The 15741-nt window shown below is 64.0% G+C and carries 13 protein-coding genes; 8 read left to right on the top strand and 5 right to left on the bottom strand.

Annotated features, from left to right (window positions below; all coding sequences use genetic code 11):
* Nucleotides 1–6: 6 nt before the first annotated feature.
* Nucleotides 7–2646 carry a magnesium-translocating P-type ATPase gene (gene mgtA / locus ADBZ9O_RS16945; RefSeq protein ID WP_526523803.1) on the top strand — a complete coding sequence of 880 codons (2640 nt, stop codon included), beginning with the start codon at nt 7–9 and terminating at the stop codon, nt 2644–2646.
* Here the strand turns inward: mgtA and ADBZ9O_RS16950 are convergent.
* Nucleotides 2634–3263, bottom strand: a complete 630-nt coding sequence (locus tag ADBZ9O_RS16950) for a hypothetical protein (RefSeq protein WP_526523805.1) — start codon at nt 3261–3263, stop codon at nt 2634–2636. The genes mgtA and ADBZ9O_RS16950 overlap by 13 nt on opposite strands.
* Before the next feature lie 179 nt (nt 3264–3442).
* Between ADBZ9O_RS16950 and ADBZ9O_RS16955 the strand changes: the two genes are divergently transcribed.
* Together ADBZ9O_RS16955 and ADBZ9O_RS16960 are read left to right on the top strand one after the other, a co-directional pair.
* Entirely contained in the window at nt 3443–4039 is a 597-nt protein-coding gene (locus ADBZ9O_RS16955) for a universal stress protein (RefSeq protein WP_526523807.1), read from the top strand.
* Complete coding sequence (locus tag ADBZ9O_RS16960) at nt 4021–5502, top strand: phosphatidylglycerol lysyltransferase domain-containing protein (protein WP_526523809.1); 1482 nt, start codon at nt 4021–4023, stop codon at nt 5500–5502. Before ADBZ9O_RS16955 ends, ADBZ9O_RS16960 begins: the two co-directional genes overlap by 19 nt.
* Here the strand turns inward: ADBZ9O_RS16960 and ADBZ9O_RS16965 are convergent.
* The 3 genes from ADBZ9O_RS16965 to ADBZ9O_RS16975 are packed head-to-tail and all read right to left on the bottom strand — an operon-like array spanning nt 5450 to nt 8664.
* Nucleotides 5450–6457, bottom strand: a complete 1008-nt coding sequence (locus tag ADBZ9O_RS16965) for a zinc-binding alcohol dehydrogenase family protein (protein WP_526533230.1) — start codon at nt 6455–6457, stop codon at nt 5450–5452. The genes ADBZ9O_RS16960 and ADBZ9O_RS16965 overlap by 53 nt on opposite strands.
* 20 nt (nt 6458–6477) lie before the next feature.
* Nucleotides 6478–7803, bottom strand: a complete 1326-nt coding sequence (locus ADBZ9O_RS16970; RefSeq protein ID WP_526523811.1) for an acyltransferase family protein — start codon at nt 7801–7803, stop codon at nt 6478–6480.
* Between the two features lie 57 nt (nt 7804–7860).
* Complete coding sequence (locus tag ADBZ9O_RS16975) at nt 7861–8664, bottom strand: universal stress protein (protein ID WP_526523813.1); 804 nt, start codon at nt 8662–8664, stop codon at nt 7861–7863.
* A 212-nt stretch (nt 8665–8876) separates the two neighbouring features.
* Here ADBZ9O_RS16975 and ADBZ9O_RS16980 point away from each other — a divergent pair, with 212 nt between their 5' ends.
* The 4 genes from ADBZ9O_RS16980 (at nt 8877) to ADBZ9O_RS16995 (ending at nt 12372) form a co-directional block, all read left to right on the top strand.
* Entirely contained in the window at nt 8877–9995 is a 1119-nt protein-coding gene (locus tag ADBZ9O_RS16980; RefSeq protein ID WP_526523815.1) for an Rv2629 family ribosome hibernation factor, read from the top strand.
* Between the two features lie 131 nt (nt 9996–10126).
* Nucleotides 10127–11071 carry a universal stress protein gene (locus tag ADBZ9O_RS16985; RefSeq protein ID WP_526523817.1) on the top strand — a complete coding sequence of 315 codons (945 nt, stop codon included), beginning with the start codon at nt 10127–10129 and terminating at the stop codon, nt 11069–11071.
* Nucleotides 11055–11972, top strand: coding sequence for a universal stress protein (locus tag ADBZ9O_RS16990; RefSeq protein ID WP_526523818.1), 918 nt, complete (start codon nt 11055–11057; stop codon nt 11970–11972). Before ADBZ9O_RS16985 ends, ADBZ9O_RS16990 begins: the two co-directional genes overlap by 17 nt.
* Before the next feature lie 121 nt (nt 11973–12093).
* Nucleotides 12094–12372: a hypothetical protein gene (locus tag ADBZ9O_RS16995; RefSeq protein WP_526523820.1), complete on the top strand. Its 279-nt coding sequence runs from the start codon at nt 12094–12096 to the stop codon at nt 12370–12372.
* 150 nt (nt 12373–12522) lie between these two features.
* Here the strand turns inward: ADBZ9O_RS16995 and ADBZ9O_RS17000 are convergent, their stop codons facing one another.
* Entirely contained in the window at nt 12523–14568 is a 2046-nt protein-coding gene (locus ADBZ9O_RS17000; protein ID WP_526523821.1) for an erythromycin esterase family protein, read from the bottom strand.
* A gap of 258 nt (nt 14569–14826) precedes the next feature.
* On the opposite strand from ADBZ9O_RS17000, the gene ADBZ9O_RS17005 reads away from it, so the two are divergent.
* Nucleotides 14827–15720 carry a universal stress protein gene (locus ADBZ9O_RS17005; RefSeq protein ID WP_526523823.1) on the top strand — a complete coding sequence of 298 codons (894 nt, stop codon included), beginning with the start codon at nt 14827–14829 and terminating at the stop codon, nt 15718–15720.
* The last annotated feature ends 21 nt before the right edge of the window (nt 15721–15741 follow it).

The raw sequence follows: 15741 nt of genomic DNA on the forward strand, positions 1-15741 counted from the left end.
CGCGTCATGATGCAGCATGCTGATGCCATGTTGTCCAGCGCCAGCCGATTGCCGGCCGACGCGCGCCAGGTGCACACCGCCGCGCAGGTAGGTTCGGCTCCACTCGACGAGGTCATCGAGTGGTTGGCCAGCTCCACCGAGGGGCTGGCCAGTGCGGATGCTGCCGCGCGGCTGATCAGTCACGGACCCAACGCGGTTCGTACGCACCGGGTCAGCGCACTCGCCGTGCTGGGACGTCAACTTCGCAGCGCCGTCCTGATACTGCTCGCCTGCACCGCCGCGTTGTCGTTCTTCCTCGGTGACAGCACTCAGGCGATCATCATCGGCGTGATCCTGGTGTCCAGTGTCGGACTGGGATTCTTCAACGAGTATCGCGCGGAACGTGCTGCAGCGGAGCTTCATTCGACACTGCGTCACACCGCCGTGGTGTGCCGGGATGGGTCGTACACCACCGTGGACGTGGCCGCTCTGGTGCCGGGCGATGTGGTGCGACTCGCTCTGGGTGAGGTGGTTCCCGCTGATCTTCGGCTGATCGGGGTGTCCGGGCTCGAATGCAATGAAGGTATCCTGACAGGCGAGTCAACCGCGGTGGAGAAGCGGTCCGACCCCAGTGATGTTGGTGCTGAGTCTGATTCGGTCACTATTGCCTTCATGGGTACCGTCGTCAGCGCCGGCGACGGGCGTGGAATCGTGTACGCGACGGGCCCTGACGCCGAGTTCGGTCGGATCGCCGCCGGCCTCGGGGCGCGCCAACCCGAGACTGCTTTCCAGGTGGGATTGCGCCGCTTTTCCTACCTGCTGCTGTGGGTGGCTCTCACGTTGACTGCGGTCATCCTGATCACCAATCTGTTGTTGCACAGACCGATCATCGACTCCATCCTGTTCGCCTTGGCGATCGCGGTCGGCATCACACCCCAACTTCTGCCAGCCGTGGTCAGCACGAGTTTGGCGACCGGTGCGGGCCGGCTGGCTCGACTCAAGGTGTTGGTCAAACGCCTGGTATGTATCGAAGACCTCGGCGATATCGACGTGTTGATCACCGACAAGACGGGCACACTGACCGACGGTCACCTCACGCTGGTCGACACTGTTGATTCCGCTGGGCAATCGTCGGACCGGGTGCTCCAGTGTGGACTATTGGCCACCGGGCTCGATCCGTTGACCGGCAGCGGATCCGGTAACCCCCTCGATGCCGCCCTGTGGGAATCTCCGCGGGCCGACGCCCTGTTGACTGAAGACCTACCGCTGGTGGCCACGCTGCCGTTCGACCACACCCGCCGCGCCGCCTCGGCGCTCGTCGGTGATGGAGAGAAGCGGCTGCTGGTGGTCAAAGGTGCACCCGAACAGGTACTCGCGAACTGTGTCGAAGTACCCATATCCGCCGAATCGACGCTCGCGGCCCTGTTCTGCGACGGTCGCCGAGTGGTGGCCGTCGCCAGCCGGCCGGCCACGGAACTATCCACCATCGTCGCCGCCGACGAGTCCGGTCTGACGCTCAGCGGCTTCCTGGTCTTCGCCGACGAACCGAAGGCCGCCGCCCGGGATTCACTTCAGCGGCTGGCACAGTTGGGCATCGAAGTCAAAGTCGCCACCGGCGATAATCCGCAAGTCGCCGAAAAGGTATGTGCGGAATTAGGTTTGGACTCCAAGGGCACGGTCACCGGAGCCGAGTTGGACGTGCTCGACGACACCGCGTTCAACGACAGAGTGCAGCAGTGCACCATCTTCGCCCGGATCTCCCCGGAGCAGAAGGCGCGACTGATCGTCTCGGCGCGACGGCACGGGCGTTCCGTGGGTTTCTTGGGCGACGGTGTCAACGATGCGCTCGCCCTGCACGCAGCGGACGTCGGTATCTCGGTGGACACTGCTACCGATGTGGCCAAGGACGCCGCTGATGTGGTTTTGCTGGAGAAGGATCTGGGAGTATTGGCGGACGGCGTCGCGGAGGGTCGTCGTATCTTCGCCAACACCATCAAATACGTGTTGATGGGCACCTCAAGCAATTTCGGTAACATGTTCAGTGCCGCGGCGGCCTCGGCGGTGCTCACCTTCTTGCCGATGCTGCCCAGTCAGATCTTGCTCAACAACTTGCTGTATGACAGCTCCCAACTCGCTATCCCGACCGATCGGGTCGACTCAGAACAACTCCATGCTCCCGCGCACTGGAACATCGCGTTCATCCGCCGCTTCATGCTCACGTTCGGCCCGATCAGCTCGCTGTTCGATTTCATCACCTTTGCGCTCATGCTGGGTGCGTTGCACGCCGGACCAGTCGAGTTCCGCACCGGCTGGTTCGTCGAATCCCTTGCGACACAAACGCTGATCATCTTTGCGATTCGTACCCGCCGGATCCCGTTCTACCGCAGCAGACCCGGGGGAGTACTGACGGTCACGACATTTGTGGTGATCGGAGTGGGCGTCGCGCTGACATTGTCTCCGCTTGCCCCGGCGTTGGGTTTCACTGCATTGCCGTGGCCATTCTTCACGGCTCTGGTCGTAATGACCGTGGCATATCTGGTACTTGTCGAGGTGACCAAGAAGGTGTTCTACGCCGACCCCATGCATCTGCACGGGCAACCAGACCGCACTCGGGGCCGCGAGCACCGGATTCATCGCAGAGCAGCGAGATTTAGTCACGCAGGCTGAGGTCTTGCACCGCCCGCGAGACGTCGGTCGGCAAACCCCTCAGCGTTGGTACGAATCTGCCCAAGGGTGGCCCGCATGATGTGGCCGACAAACGGCCGGATGAGCCACCAGTAGCGCAGGAAACGTCGCCGTGATTCGAGATCGGTTGTCTCGGTGCGGCATTCGTAGGAAAGAAGCGAAGCCGAGGCGCCGTAGGGTAGGACCGAAAAGTTCGCGGCGATCTTGCCCCAGCCGGGGTCGTCGAATCCCCGGAAATCAGCGGCGGCGACATCACGCCATTCGATGGTGGGTTGCCAAAATGTGCCGACAGCACCAAAGGCGATCTCGTGATCGCGTCGTTCGCCCAGAAGCGTCCATCCTGGCAGCCCCACCCCCTCGCCGATCACCAGGCGGGGCAGCGGAGCAGGTGGTGCCGTGCCGGAGAGTCGGGCCGGTAAACCGCGTAGCCACATTGACAGGTCCAGCACCGGCGAATGCACTGTGAGCAGGTCGAGCTCGCAGGCCGCTGTGAATGTGGTTGCTGGATCCGCGGCGACGATGATGTGCTCGGCAATGGCGACATCGTAGGTCGGCATGGCCGATTCGATGAGAAGTGCGCCTTCTGCTGGCGTTGTCATGGTGACCATGCTCGATCGGGCGGCCCGGTCACATCTAGGGTCTATGGTCCTCGGCTGCTGTGCGCGGACGAACGGGGGCCATGTGCTCTGGCAGGGGTGACTTTAGGCCCGTCCCTAACTGGGACGAGGTACATACGCTCGGGCCAGGACGACTGCGGACTTGAGCCCTGGAGATGCGAATGATCCACACCGATTGCCCGACGTCGATCGTTGTCGGTATTGACGGGTCTGAGGCCGCCGTGCGGGCCGCGCAGTGGGCAGTGGACGAGGCCATGAGCCGGGATCTTCCTCTGCGGCTGTTGCACATTATCGAACCTGGCTCTGAGGCGGTGCGACTGGAGAACGAGTACGCCCAGATCGCGTTGGAAACCGCTCGTGGCGCCGTCGAACTCCTCAGTCCGCGGGTCCATGTCCAGACGGCCATCAAGCGAGGTGGCATCGATGCGGTGCTGGCACGGGAGTCGCGAACCGCAGAACTGATCTGCATTGGAGCGTCTGCCTCGGAGAGCCTCGATGAACCATCGGGTCGCTCCACGTCTGCCGCCTTTGCCCGCTCGGCCCGCTGCCCTGTTGTGGTCGTCGGCAACGCGGGTGAGCCTGTTGCGTCTGAAATCGGTTGTGTTGCCGTAATTGTGGATGGTTCTGAATCAGATGATCTGATGCTGCGGGATGCGTGGGCGCAGGCGAGCATTCGTAAGTATTCGGTGTTGGCTATGTCTCGGGAACCCGTTGTCGGAGAACAGAAGGCGGCATCAGGATGGCGCGCACCGCAGTGAGTCGGGTGTCCGGCCTGGTTCCTGAGGCCCGGGCGCGTGAGCGAATCGTCGTCAACGTCGACTCGCGGACAGTGCGAGGTATCGGCGCCTTGGCACCGCTGCTGGTGTTCTCCTGGTTGGCCGTGTTGCTCCAGCATGACCACCCCGATGTGGACTGGCAAGCAGGTGGCCGGTTGGCATGGTGGTTGACCATTCTCGCCGGTGTGGTCCTGATTTCCCGGGGTATCTTTCTGGGCAGACCCGTGACGGCCGCCCACGCAACTGTGGCCGCGGCGGCCGTCGTGACCGGCATCGGCGCACACGTGTTGTCATTCGATCTGCTCGGCAATGTCGTGATCGCCGGCGGAGGCTTGGCGCTGATGTGGCCGACATCGGGCCAACCACGACCCGATCTGCTGCCAAAGGTGTGGTCGCTGGTCGACGCCACGCACGGCGATCCCTTGGCGCCCTTTGCGATGCAGTCGCGGAAGAGTGTCTACTTCAGCGCCGACGGAGCGGCCATGCTGGCGTACCGGACGCGGATCGGTTTCGCGGTGGTCAGTGGCGATCCAATCGGCGACGCCACGCGGTTCAACGAGCTGGTGGTCGGCTTCACCGCCATGTGCCACACCCGGGGCTGGCGCATCCTTGTGTTGGGCTGCAGTGCGCACCGGCTGCCGTTGTGGGCTGATGCCACGGTGATCGGACAACATCTGCGTGCCGTACCCTTCGGCCGCGATGTGGTCATCGATGTCGCGCACTTCGATATGGTTGGCCGGCGGTATCGCAATCTGCGACAGGCGACACAACGCACCCGCAACGCCGGTGTGATCACCGAAGTTGTTGCAGAACAAGATCTTGACGAGGGGACCCGGGCCGAGCTGATCGCGGTGCTCAATTCGTCGCACTCCGGCGTCCGCACCGAACGGGGGTTCTCGATGATCCTCGACGGTGCGTTGGAGGGGCGGTATCCGGGGGTTGTCTTGGCGATCGCCAGGGATGGCTCCGGCAGGGTGCAGGCCTTCCATCGATACGTGCTCGCCGGTGGGGGCAATGATGTCTCGCTGGATGTGCCGTGGCGCCGACCGGACGCCCCCAACGGCATCGACGAACGGCTCAGCGTGGACATGATCGCCTGGTCGAAAAGCCACGGCGCACGAAGGCTTTCGTTGGCGTTCGCGGCGTTTCCGGAGATCTTCGACGATGCGGACCGCGGAGTTGTCCAGCAGCTCTTCTATGTCTTGATTCATCTGGGGGACCGACTCATTCGTCTGGAGTCGCTCTACCGCTATCTGAACAAGTACCACGCGTTGGGTCAGCGGCGCTACGTATTGCTGTCGCTGCGCCACCTGCTGCCCGCGGTGTTCGTGTTGCTGTCTTTTGAGTTCATGCCGCGCCGTCGTCGGTTGACGAGTTGGCCGACCGACGCCCCTAGTCGCGGTCGTTGCATAGAACTGCGGCACCGTCGAAGCGGCCCGCCTTGAGATCCTGCAGGGCCTGCTGAGCTTGATCGAGCGGATACTCATGCGTTGTCACCTGCAGGTGGTGGTCGGCAGCGAATTGTAGAAACGCCTCGCCGTCAGCGCGGGTATTGGCTGTGACGCTGCGGATTTCACGTTCGTAGAACAGTTCGCGTTCGTAGTTCAGCACCGGCACATCGCTGAGATGGATACCCGCGATGGACAGGATTCCGCCGCGGTCAAGTGCCCGCAATGCGACGGGCACCAGATCGCCGACAGGCGCGAACAGCACAGCGCTGTCCAACGGTTCCGGTGGTGCGTCGTAGGCCCCCGCCGCCGAGGCTGCGCCAAGGCCGAGCGCCAACGCTTGGGCTTGTTCGCCGCGGGTCATCACGTGGACGGTGGCACCCTGGGCGAGCGCGATCTGCGCGGTGAGATGTGCGCTGCCACCGAAACCGTAGATACCGAGCCTGCCGCCTTGGGGCAGGCCGGCACGCAACAAGGCGCGATACCCGATGATCCCTGCGCATAGCAGCGGCGCCAGTTCGACATCGGTGTACCCGTCTGGCAGGCGGTAGGCGAAGGCGGCTGGCACCGTGGTGTATTCGGCATACCCACCGTCGCTGTCCCACCCGGTGTACCGCGATTGTGGGCACAAGTTTTCGGCCCCCCGCAGGCAATACCTGCACTTTCCGCACGTCTGGCGCAGCCATGCGACCCCAACCCGGTCGCCGATCGAATACCCCGATATCTCGGCGCCGAGTTCGACGACCGTCGCGACGATCTCGTGGCCAGGGGTGACCTGCGTGGAATGTGGTGAGAGATCGCCCTCGCTCACGTGCAGGTCCGTGCGGCACACCCCGCAGGTACGCACCCGAACAAGCAGCTCGCCCACTTGCGGGTGTGGGACGGGCTTACGTCCATAGGTCAGCGGATCGGTTTCGATCGGCCCGGGTTCGCGAACCGCCCACGCGTTCATCGTCTCTGGCCGGATCGCCGTCATCGATGACCTCCACGCAGATGGATGCCGCTGTGGGCCTGCCTGACACTGACCGGGTTCAGACTGGCCACCGCCACGCCCGCAGCGTAGATCAACGCCAGTGCTGTGGGGAAGTGGCCGTTTGGTGCGAACCCGTGGCCGGCGAACTGCCACAACGCCGCTGCCCACAGCGCGCCGCCCGTGACAAGCAGTAGTTCGGCAGATCGGATGGGGAGTCGAACTTCCAACGACGGCAGCGGCCGGGCGAACAATGATCGTCCTAACCACAGCAGCATCAACTCGGCGGCGGTCACCACCGACAGGGTGCTCACCCACACCAGCCGCCACAGCCACCACAGGCCCGACCCGAGGTCGGGTTGAGGGAGCAAACCCGTTGGGTAACCGACGAGTGCGACGGCGACCACTGGCACCATGTGCCAGAGGTAGAGCGCCAGTGCATGCTGGTTAGCGGTCGCCAGGAGGTGCCGCCCCCGCGCTCTACGTAGCCAGGCTGTCACCGTGGGTGCTGCTGTGATCAGCAAGCCGGCCTGGACAGCCGCCAACGCGAGCAACGCAACCGTCGGAGGCGACGTGTTTCGTATGGGTTGGCCGGGCACCCCGATCATGCTGACGGGGTAGACGCCCAATGCGATAACCGTGGCCAGCACGATGGCGGCACCCGCCGCGAGTGCGAAGGGCCGCCGGCCGAACCATTCGCCGCCGAACCAGGCAACGCCGAACTGGTAGATCGCTCCCCAGCACAGCGCATAGTTCACCCAGCCGAGCCCGGTCACGTGCCCTCCGAGGCTGACTGCGTCGACGAGAGCGACAGTGATGACCAGGGCGGCAGGCGCCTTCAGGCCCCACCGCTGTTGCGCACCCACTGCGATGGGTGTCAGCGTCACCACGGCGAGATAGACCGGTAGGAACCAGAGATGCAACGCAACGACCCACAGCGGCGTGATCAGCAGCGAGCCGTCGGTTCCAGCCCAGCCCAGCACGGCGACGATGGCCAACAGCAGCGCCACATATGCCGTTGTCGGCCCCAGAATTCCCGCCATCCGGTGCCGAAGCCACGGGCCGAATTCGCCGCCGCCGACGATGTGCCAGCGCGTCCAGGACGCGGCGTTCGCATATCCGGCTACCACGAAAAACACTGGAACCACTTGGAAGAACCACGTCAACCACTGTGTCCACGGCAGTTCTGCGAGTACTTCGTCATAGCCGAAGCGCCCGTCTCGATATGTCACCGCAGCCAAGAGCCAGTGGCCGATAACCACAATTACCACAGCCAGGACCCGGTAGAGGTCCGCCGACAGTTCGCGCTGTGCGGTCTGATCAGGCATATCAGACCCGCAGATGGGTTGAATCATACTGTGCTGGAATGAAAGTCGGGGATTGGCTCACGAGCGAACCACTAAGGCCGAACAACGAGTGCCACGCAGCACGAAGCGGCCGTACGGTCCTATCACGCGGGCGACGGTGTCGTTTCCGACGTTGCCCATGACGGTCAATTGCACTGGTGGATCGCGCTCGGCGAGAAATGTCGGAATGTCGCCGGGCACCACCAGAGTGTGCGTTTGGACGTCCGGGTAGCGAGACAGCCAGTCGGCCAACAGCCGATCGATGTCGGTGGTCGGTGACTGCCCACGCTGAGGTGGCATCACCTTCAGGACCAGAAGGGTCGCGTTACGCAACCGCGCCTCATCCAGGGCAGCCTGCAGGACCGTCCCAGAAGTGGACTTATCATCGACGATCACTGCGATATCGTCGGATTCGGATGGTGGCGCGTCGTCGCGGGTACGGATGATCGCGACCGGACACCGCGCCGACTCGGCGACGGCGGCGGCGATCGCGCCCCGCAATTTGGGTGCGCGAGATCCGATACCCGACGCTCCGACGCAGAGTAGTTCCGCGCCCTCCGACTCCGCCAGCAGTGTCGCGGCAACAGGACCGCGCATAATTTCGGTTTCAACCTTTACGGTTTGACCGGTCCGGGCGACTGCCGCTTGTGCTGCCAGTAGGGCCGCCTCAGCGTCAGCGGTCTCCCGTCGAATATCTGGCGATGTGGACTGGATGACGTGGATCAGGCGGAGCTGCAGATCGCGGCCAGCAGCTTCCTCGACGGCCCATTCGGTGGCATGCAACGCTGAGATCGAGCCATCGATACCGACGATGGCACACTGCTGGGCTTGCGTCCGCTTCACCGTGTGCTCCAAGTCTGACGTTCGGAGGACGTCTGCATTAGTGCTCGACGGTACTGCGTGCCCATGATTGGCCAATGCGGCCGTGGGGCCCCGGTAGAGAGGTCAAAAGGCCTCTGTGCAGTCCATCCCTACGAGAGGACCTTTGGCACTTGACCCTGTCACGAGTCCGCCAGCATCGTGAGTTCACAAAGCGATTGGCAAGGAGCATGAACGTGACCAAGGCAATAGTGCATTCATGGCAGGCGCAAAAGCTACTGGCCGCACGGGGCCCGTTTGCGTCGATCTACTTCAATGATGCACACGACGGGCCGGACGCTGCCGCGCAGCTTGAGGTGATATGGCGCGATATTCGGCGGGAGCTCGAAGAGCACGGTGCGCAGGCGCCGCTCATCGACGCTGTCGAGTCTGCGGTCCTGGCGGCCCGGCCGGTGGGTGGGCGCACGGGGCATGGCGTCATTGCCGGCGCTGCCGGGGTGGTGATCAACGAGCGTCTCGATGTTCCGCCGATGCCGCCGCTGGTGCGGGTCGGGGAGATTCCGTTCGTCGTCCCGCTCGTTGAGTACGGCCCCGTCGCTGGGCCGTACCTCGTGGCCGCCGTCGATCAGGTCGGCGCCGAACTTACGTTCCACCAGGGTGACTCGGTGCGAACCGCGACGGTCGACGGGGGCGGATATCCGGTTCACAAAGCTGCAGCGGCCGGGGTCAACGGCTGGGGTGATCAGCAGCACCGCGCCGAAGAGGCGGTCCGAAAGAACGTCCGCGCTGTCGCAGATCAACTCACCAACGATTTTGACCACCATCCCGTGGACGCCGTTTTCGTCATCGGCCAGGATCGCGTTCGCGCCGAACTGATGTCGATGCTCCCCGAGCGGGTCGCGGTCCATGTCGTCGCGCCCGGTTGCGGCGCGCGTCATACCGGGATCGATGATGCGGTAAGCCAAGCGATCACCCTCGAATTCCGGAACCGGCGCCGCCACGTGGCCGGTCAGGTCGCGGATCGGTTTCGCGCCGAGACTGGGCGCGGATCCGGTCTGGCCGCAAGCGGATTGGCCGAAGTGTGTGCCGCGCTGCGGGAGGGCGCCGTCGAAACCCTGGTTATCGGCGATATGGCGAACGAAACTGTGGTTGCCGGTGACGATCTGTCCATCGTCGCGCTGGACGCGGACACTCTGTCGAACTTCGGCGCGGCGCCGACGCGCACTTTGCGCGCCGATGAGGCGATCCCCTTTGCGGCGATGGCGGGAGGCGCAGCCTTGGTCCGGGCCGAGGACAGCTTGCAGGTGCCTGACGGTGTTGCTGCGCTGCTTCGCTATGTCCCGCCGGGTTACTGACTCCTGGCGCGCCCGCCATCTCGGCGGGGACCTTTTGTCGCAGGAAAGGGTCTTTTGCACATAGGCAATGTTCGGTGACACCGGCACGATCAGATAGGACGATTCGACAACTCAGAAGGATGTGAAAGGCAATGAGCGGCAAAGGTATGTCGATCGTGGTTGGTATCGACGGTTCTGACTCGGCCATCGACGCGGCGCGATGGGCGGGGGCGGTGGCCGTGCGAATGGGCGGATCGCTGCACCTCATCCACGTCATGCGCGCCGTCGATGAGACCTTGCTGGTCCTCGCGTCGCCCGAACGGGAAGACCCGGGTGCGTATCCGCGTGAACTGGGCCACGAGGTGCTGGAACGGGCTGCAGAGAAGGTTCACGCCGATTTCCCGGGCCTGGACATCTCCCGGACACTTCGCCACGGCTCCCAAAATCAAGCACTGCTTGACCAGAGTCGGCATGCGCACTTGGTGGTGCTCGCCAGCAATGAGGTGACGCCGGCGGGAGCGCTGCTTTCGGGATCGACCACTCTGACAGTGGCCGCCCACGCGGCCTGCCCGGTGGTTGCTTGGCGTGGCACCGACCTTGCGCCGACCGGCGCCCCCATCGTGGTCGGCGTCGACGATGACGAAGGTTCCCACGCTGCACTGCAGACCGCATTCGGGCTGGCCGATCTGTTGGGTGTGGGTCTCACCGTAATCCATGCACAGCCTGAACGACGTGCACCCGGGGAGATCAATATTCCCGTCATCGTTGACCAGGACGCCATTGAAAATCAAGCCCTGCAACGACTCTCGACTGAGATTGCTCCGTTGGCAGCCCGATGGCCCCGAGTCGACGTGTCCTGTGCCGTTGGGACGGGGAGTGCCGGCCGACTGATCTTGCGAAACGCAGATGATGCGCAGCTCATCGTGGTGGGTACTCGCGGACGCGGCGATGTCGCCAGCGTACTTCTGGGGTCGACTGGTCTGAGTCTGCTCCATCACAGCACCAAACCGATCGTTGTGTGTCCGGCGACGTACATCTGGGATGAGGCGCTCTCAGATCGGCGAGTCCGTGGTTCAGCACATGTCGGCCCCCGATAGCGATACTCATCCACCACCGCCAAACGACTTGGCCTACCCATCGGAAGATGCCATGGTTCGCACCCCCACCCTGCCCGTCATCGTTGGCATCGACGGTTCCAAACACGCTGTTCGCGCGGCGATCTGGGCCTGCGACGAAGCTTTGCGCCGCAATACGATGCTGCGACTGGTGTACGTGATCGCGTCCGACGTGGACGATCTGCAGGCTGAGTTCGACGATGCTCGGCTGGCACTCGGTGAGGCCAGGGCCGCCGTCGAGTCGATGGAGACACCCGTCGAGATGACCTCCGAGATCCTTCGAGGTGATCCCGCGACACGGGTGATCGAATCCTCCCGGACTGCAGGGTTGGTATGCATCGGGGCCAACGGCATGCACGACTCCGCGCCCGGTCATCGCGGCGCCACCGGCGCCACGATCACCGAATCCGCCTTCTGCCCGGTGGTGATGGTTCGCCATCGCCGTGCCCATCGCCACGCCCCCGGCGAGCGGTGGGTGGTGGCAGTGCTAGACGAATCACCGGTCTCCATCAGCGTGATGCGGACTGCTCTGGATGAGGCATTGCGGCGCGACGCCTCGGTTCTGGCCCTGATTGCCTGGCCGGCAAGAAACTATGGGTCTGTCCACTCCGACGACGATCTTCGCGCAGAGCTCGATCGTTACCTGTTGGACTCCGGCTGCAACGAGCCAGACGTCGGCATCTGCGTAGCACCGGTTCCCGAGAACCTGACCGACCTATTGGCTCAGACCGCCGATCTCGACCAACTCGTCATCGTGGGCAAGAGCAATCCCAATATCATCGCCGAACTTGTTGGTCCACAGGCCCGTTCGAAGCTACGCAAGACAAATTGCTCGGTGATGATCCTCCGAGACGAACTGGACACAGTGTTGGCGGCGTCCTGATGGGAGCGCGCTTGCGGACCATTGGCTGGAACTGTGGGACTTTCGCCCGTAGGGCTGACCACTGCGGACCGAATACCGTTGGTGTGACCACCAAACCTACGAAGCAGGAGCGTGTCGCACCATGACGAAGACCGTTGAGAAGACCACCGCAGCACCGGAAGCCGCTGGCCTCACTGACGAGGTACTCGAATCGGCCAAGGCAGGAGAGCATGCCGCGAGCCAGGCATTGCATAAGTTCCGGAGCACCCTTGATGAAGCGATCCCGGAGTCTGTGCTGCCGCTGCGCACCAAGATCGTCGATGCCGCGCTCGAACTGGCTGACGATCTGGTCAACGCGCAGTACAAGTTTCACCGCAGCCTGCTCAAGACAGCCGATCGGGCCCTGACCAAGTCGGAGTAGATCGCGCCGTTGTGTCGATCGCGAGCAACTGCGCGCCGTGGTGACCCTGGGGTTGACGGAAGATCCGTTGACCGCAGGGTCACACGCGCTTTTACGGGCGCCGGTTTGTGTCGAATCGTGCACCCGCAGGCAACGGGATCTGAGCTGCTCTCACAACCCGGTGGGATACGCCTCCGGCGTTTGACCTTGGATCCATCGACTGGTGGGTTCCAGCGGGGCCAGCGCAGTGGTGGTGTCGATGTGAATCAGTGCGTCGTATTGGTCAGCGAGCCGCACGTGGAAGTAGTGACTGTGACGCTCGGTCTGGGGCTGGTAGATGACGCCGATGGCGCGGTGCAGTCGCACGGTGCTCAGTGCGTCGGAGACCTCGGGCGGATGCACACCACCCATTCGCAGCAGGAAGGGCTCCTGCTGGACATCGTGCAGCAGCTCCTCGACACTGCCAGGCAGGCCGGGTCGCACGACCTTGCGCTCCGCGAGCCCGCCCCATTCGCTGGCGGCTGTGACCTCACCCCGATGGGTGCTGAATCCGATGAGCCGGCAGTTTTTTCCGTGCCGTTCACGGACGAGCTGGCCCAGGGTGTACTGGCCGTCAGCACCGACTTCGGTGGCACGAGCATCGCCAACGTGGGAGTTGTGCGCCCAGACCACGATTCGAGCGGTTCCATTGAGGCCCTGTTCGCGGTCGAGGTGGGCCAACACGGCCTCCAATGTCTCGACCATGTGCGAGTCGCGCAGATTCCAGGAGGCAACTCGGCCGCGGAACATGGTGCGGTAGTAGGCTTCCGCGTCGCGCACCGCCGTCGCGTTCTGAAGCGCGTTGAACAGCTCCTCCTCGGCGGACGCGCCGTCGTGGCGTAGGTAGTCGAGTCGGTTGCGCTGCAGTTCGACCAGCTGTGTCACCACCTCACGCTCGCAAGACTCACCTGCACCGAAGGCGGCGGCGTAGCCATACGCCTGCCCGTCGTCGCCCGAGGCGTGATCGAAGCACCCGTAGCGGTGCCGGGCCTGTGCTGCAGCGGCGGGGTCGACATCCGAAAGGTAGTCGACGACCTCTTCCATCGACCGATGCAAGCTGTACAGGTCGAGCCCGTAGAAGCCGGTCTGGGCACGATGGCGGTCGCGCTGGCGGCGGTTGTAACCATGCAGCCAGTCGACGAAGTCGAGGACCACCTCATTGCGCCACATCCAGGCCGGGAACCGTTCGAAGCCCTGTAGTGCTTCGTCAGCGTTACGGTCGTCACCCTGACCGCGGACGAACCGGTTCACTCGGTATGCGTCCGGCCAATCCGCCTCGGCCGCAACGCCGGTGAAACCTTTCTCCTCGATCAGCCAGCGGGTGATATCGGCGCGGGCCCGATAGAACTCGTGTGTCCCGTGGGAGCCTTCGCCGATCAGGATGATCCGCGCATTCCCGATGATGTCCTCGAGCGCCTCCCGGGGGGGTACCCCATTGGGCGCAGGTTCGACTATCAGCCTGATGGCTTCTGCAGCATTGTGCCGCGGTGATGGCGGGGCGGTGGTGCTCACGGTCGGCGTCGCCATCAGGCGGCGTACTTCATCGTCGGACACTTGGGTGAAATCCCAATAGGATTCGCCGACCGCGGTGAATGGCGTTGGCATCGAGGCGCAGACGATATCGTCGACGATCCCTTCGAATTCCCGGCAGGTGGATTCTGGTGCAGCGGGGACGGCGACTACCAAGCGTGCGGGTTGCTGGTCGCGCAGAGCGAGGACGGCAGCGAACATGCTGGAGCCGGTGGCCAGGCCGTCGTCGACGAGGATGACCGTCTTGCCCGCGAGCTCGGGGTGAGCGCGGTCGCCGCGGTAGGCGACTTCGCGCCGGACAAGCTCCCGGCCCTCTGCATCGACAACGTCGCGCAGCTGCTGTGAGGTGATGCGCAGCCCGCGGACCACGTCGTCGTTGAGTACGGTTCGCCCGCCACTTGCGATGGCGCCCATGGCGAATTCACCGTGTCCGGGCACGCCGAGCTTGCGCACCACAAAACAGTCCAGAGGGGCGCCCAAGGCTCGGGCCACCTCCCAGGCAACGGGAACACCACCGCGGGCCAGGCCGAGTACGACTACGTCTTCGCGACCCTGATATGCCGTCAGCAGGTCTGCGAGGACACGGCCTGCTTCGCGCCGATCGCGGAAGACGGCCGCAGAGACGTCTCGGCTCGGGTGGATCGTCATCGACGGTTCCTCTCGTCACTCTCCGACGACTCAATCTGACTACTCCGCACGTTTCGCCGATAGGGCCGGAGGTCCCCTCCGATGAGGGATATCAGTTGGAAAGCCCCGCAGCCACCGACTCCACCCTGTCGACCAAGGGCGAAAGCCCATCGTTTCGGGGACCAATGCCTCAGGCCCGGCCGCCCGGTGACGGCCTAGCGTGGCCTTCGACGGAGGTATCTCCGCAGCACTGATCGACAAGGCATCTAGGGGAGCACTATGACCACGTCGGAAGCGCACACAGGGATTGTGGTCGGTGTCGACGGCTCCACGTCTTCGTCGCAAGCTGTGCGGTGGGCGGCGCGCGAGGCGGGGATGCGCAAGGTCCCACTTGTCATCGTCTATGTACGGAGCACAGTGCCGTTGGGCTTGGCGGCCATGGGGTTTGCCGTGGCACCGATTCCCCAAGAGGTCTTCGATTGGCAGATCGAACATGCTCAGACGGTGGTCAGTGCTGCTGTGGACACCGTGCACGCGGCCCAGCCCAGAGTGCGGGTCAGCGGTGAGGTGATCTGCGGATCGCCGGTGCAGACGTTGATCGATCTGAGCAAAGACGCGCAGCTGCTCGTGGTCGGGTGCCGCGGGTTGGGCGCCCTCCAAAGCAGTATCGTCGGATCCGTCAGCGGCGGCGTCGTGCACCACGGGCACTGCCCCGTCGCGGTCATTCACGAAGAATCCCCGGCCGCTGCACCAGCGATGCACGCGCCAGTACTGGTGGGCATCGACGGTTCTCCGGCCTCGGAACTGGCCACCGAGATCGCCTACGATGAAGCCTCTTGGCGCGGTGTGGATCTCATTGCCCTACACGCGTGGAGCGATGACGATATGTCCGGTTTCCCTGGAACCGACCGGTCCGCTGTGATCGGCATCGCTCGCGAGACGCTGGCTGAGCGTCTGGCGGGCTGGCACGAGCAGTACCCCGACGTCACTGTGCACCCCCGCATCGTGCTCGACCACCCGGCTCGCCACCTGCTCGACGAATCTGCGGCTGCTCAGCTCCTCGTGGTCGGCAGTCACGGCCGAGGTGGCTTTGCCGGGATGTTGCTCGGATCGGTCAGCACCGCGATCGTCCACGCCGCTCGCGTCCCGGTGATCGTCGCGCGGCGATCCTGATTTCGTATGCACCCTGAAAAG

The organism is Mycobacterium sp. (assembly GCF_965229105.1).
Taxonomy (GTDB): Bacteria; Actinomycetota; Actinomycetes; order Mycobacteriales; family Mycobacteriaceae; genus Mycobacterium.

Bases quoted from the DNA above. Each gene is read 5' to 3' on its own strand.
- ADBZ9O_RS16970 (WP_526523811.1), bottom strand. From the start codon at position 7,803: ATGCCTGATCAGACCGCACAGCGCGAACTGTCGGCGGACCTCTACCGG.
- ADBZ9O_RS16955 (WP_526523807.1), top strand. From the start codon at position 3,443: ATGATCCACACCGATTGCCCGACGTCGATCGTTGTCGGTATTGACGGG.
- ADBZ9O_RS16950 (WP_526523805.1), bottom strand. From the start codon at position 3,263: ATGACAACGCCAGCAGAAGGCGCACTTCTCATCGAATCGGCCATGCCG.
- ADBZ9O_RS16985 (WP_526523817.1), top strand. From the start codon at position 10,127: ATGAGCGGCAAAGGTATGTCGATCGTGGTTGGTATCGACGGTTCTGAC.
- ADBZ9O_RS16960 (WP_526523809.1), top strand. From the start codon at position 4,021: ATGGCGCGCACCGCAGTGAGTCGGGTGTCCGGCCTGGTTCCTGAGGCC.
- ADBZ9O_RS17000 (WP_526523821.1), bottom strand. From the start codon at position 14,568: ATGACGATCCACCCGAGCCGAGACGTCTCTGCGGCCGTCTTCCGCGAT.
- ADBZ9O_RS16990 (WP_526523818.1), top strand. From the start codon at position 11,055: ATGTCGGCCCCCGATAGCGATACTCATCCACCACCGCCAAACGACTTG.
- mgtA (WP_526523803.1), top strand. From the start codon at position 7: ATGATGCAGCATGCTGATGCCATGTTGTCCAGCGCCAGCCGATTGCCG.
- ADBZ9O_RS17005 (WP_526523823.1), top strand. From the start codon at position 14,827: ATGACCACGTCGGAAGCGCACACAGGGATTGTGGTCGGTGTCGACGGC.
- ADBZ9O_RS16995 (WP_526523820.1), top strand. From the start codon at position 12,094: ATGACGAAGACCGTTGAGAAGACCACCGCAGCACCGGAAGCCGCTGGC.
- ADBZ9O_RS16965 (WP_526533230.1), bottom strand. From the start codon at position 6,457: ATGAACGCGTGGGCGGTTCGCGAACCCGGGCCGATCGAAACCGATCCG.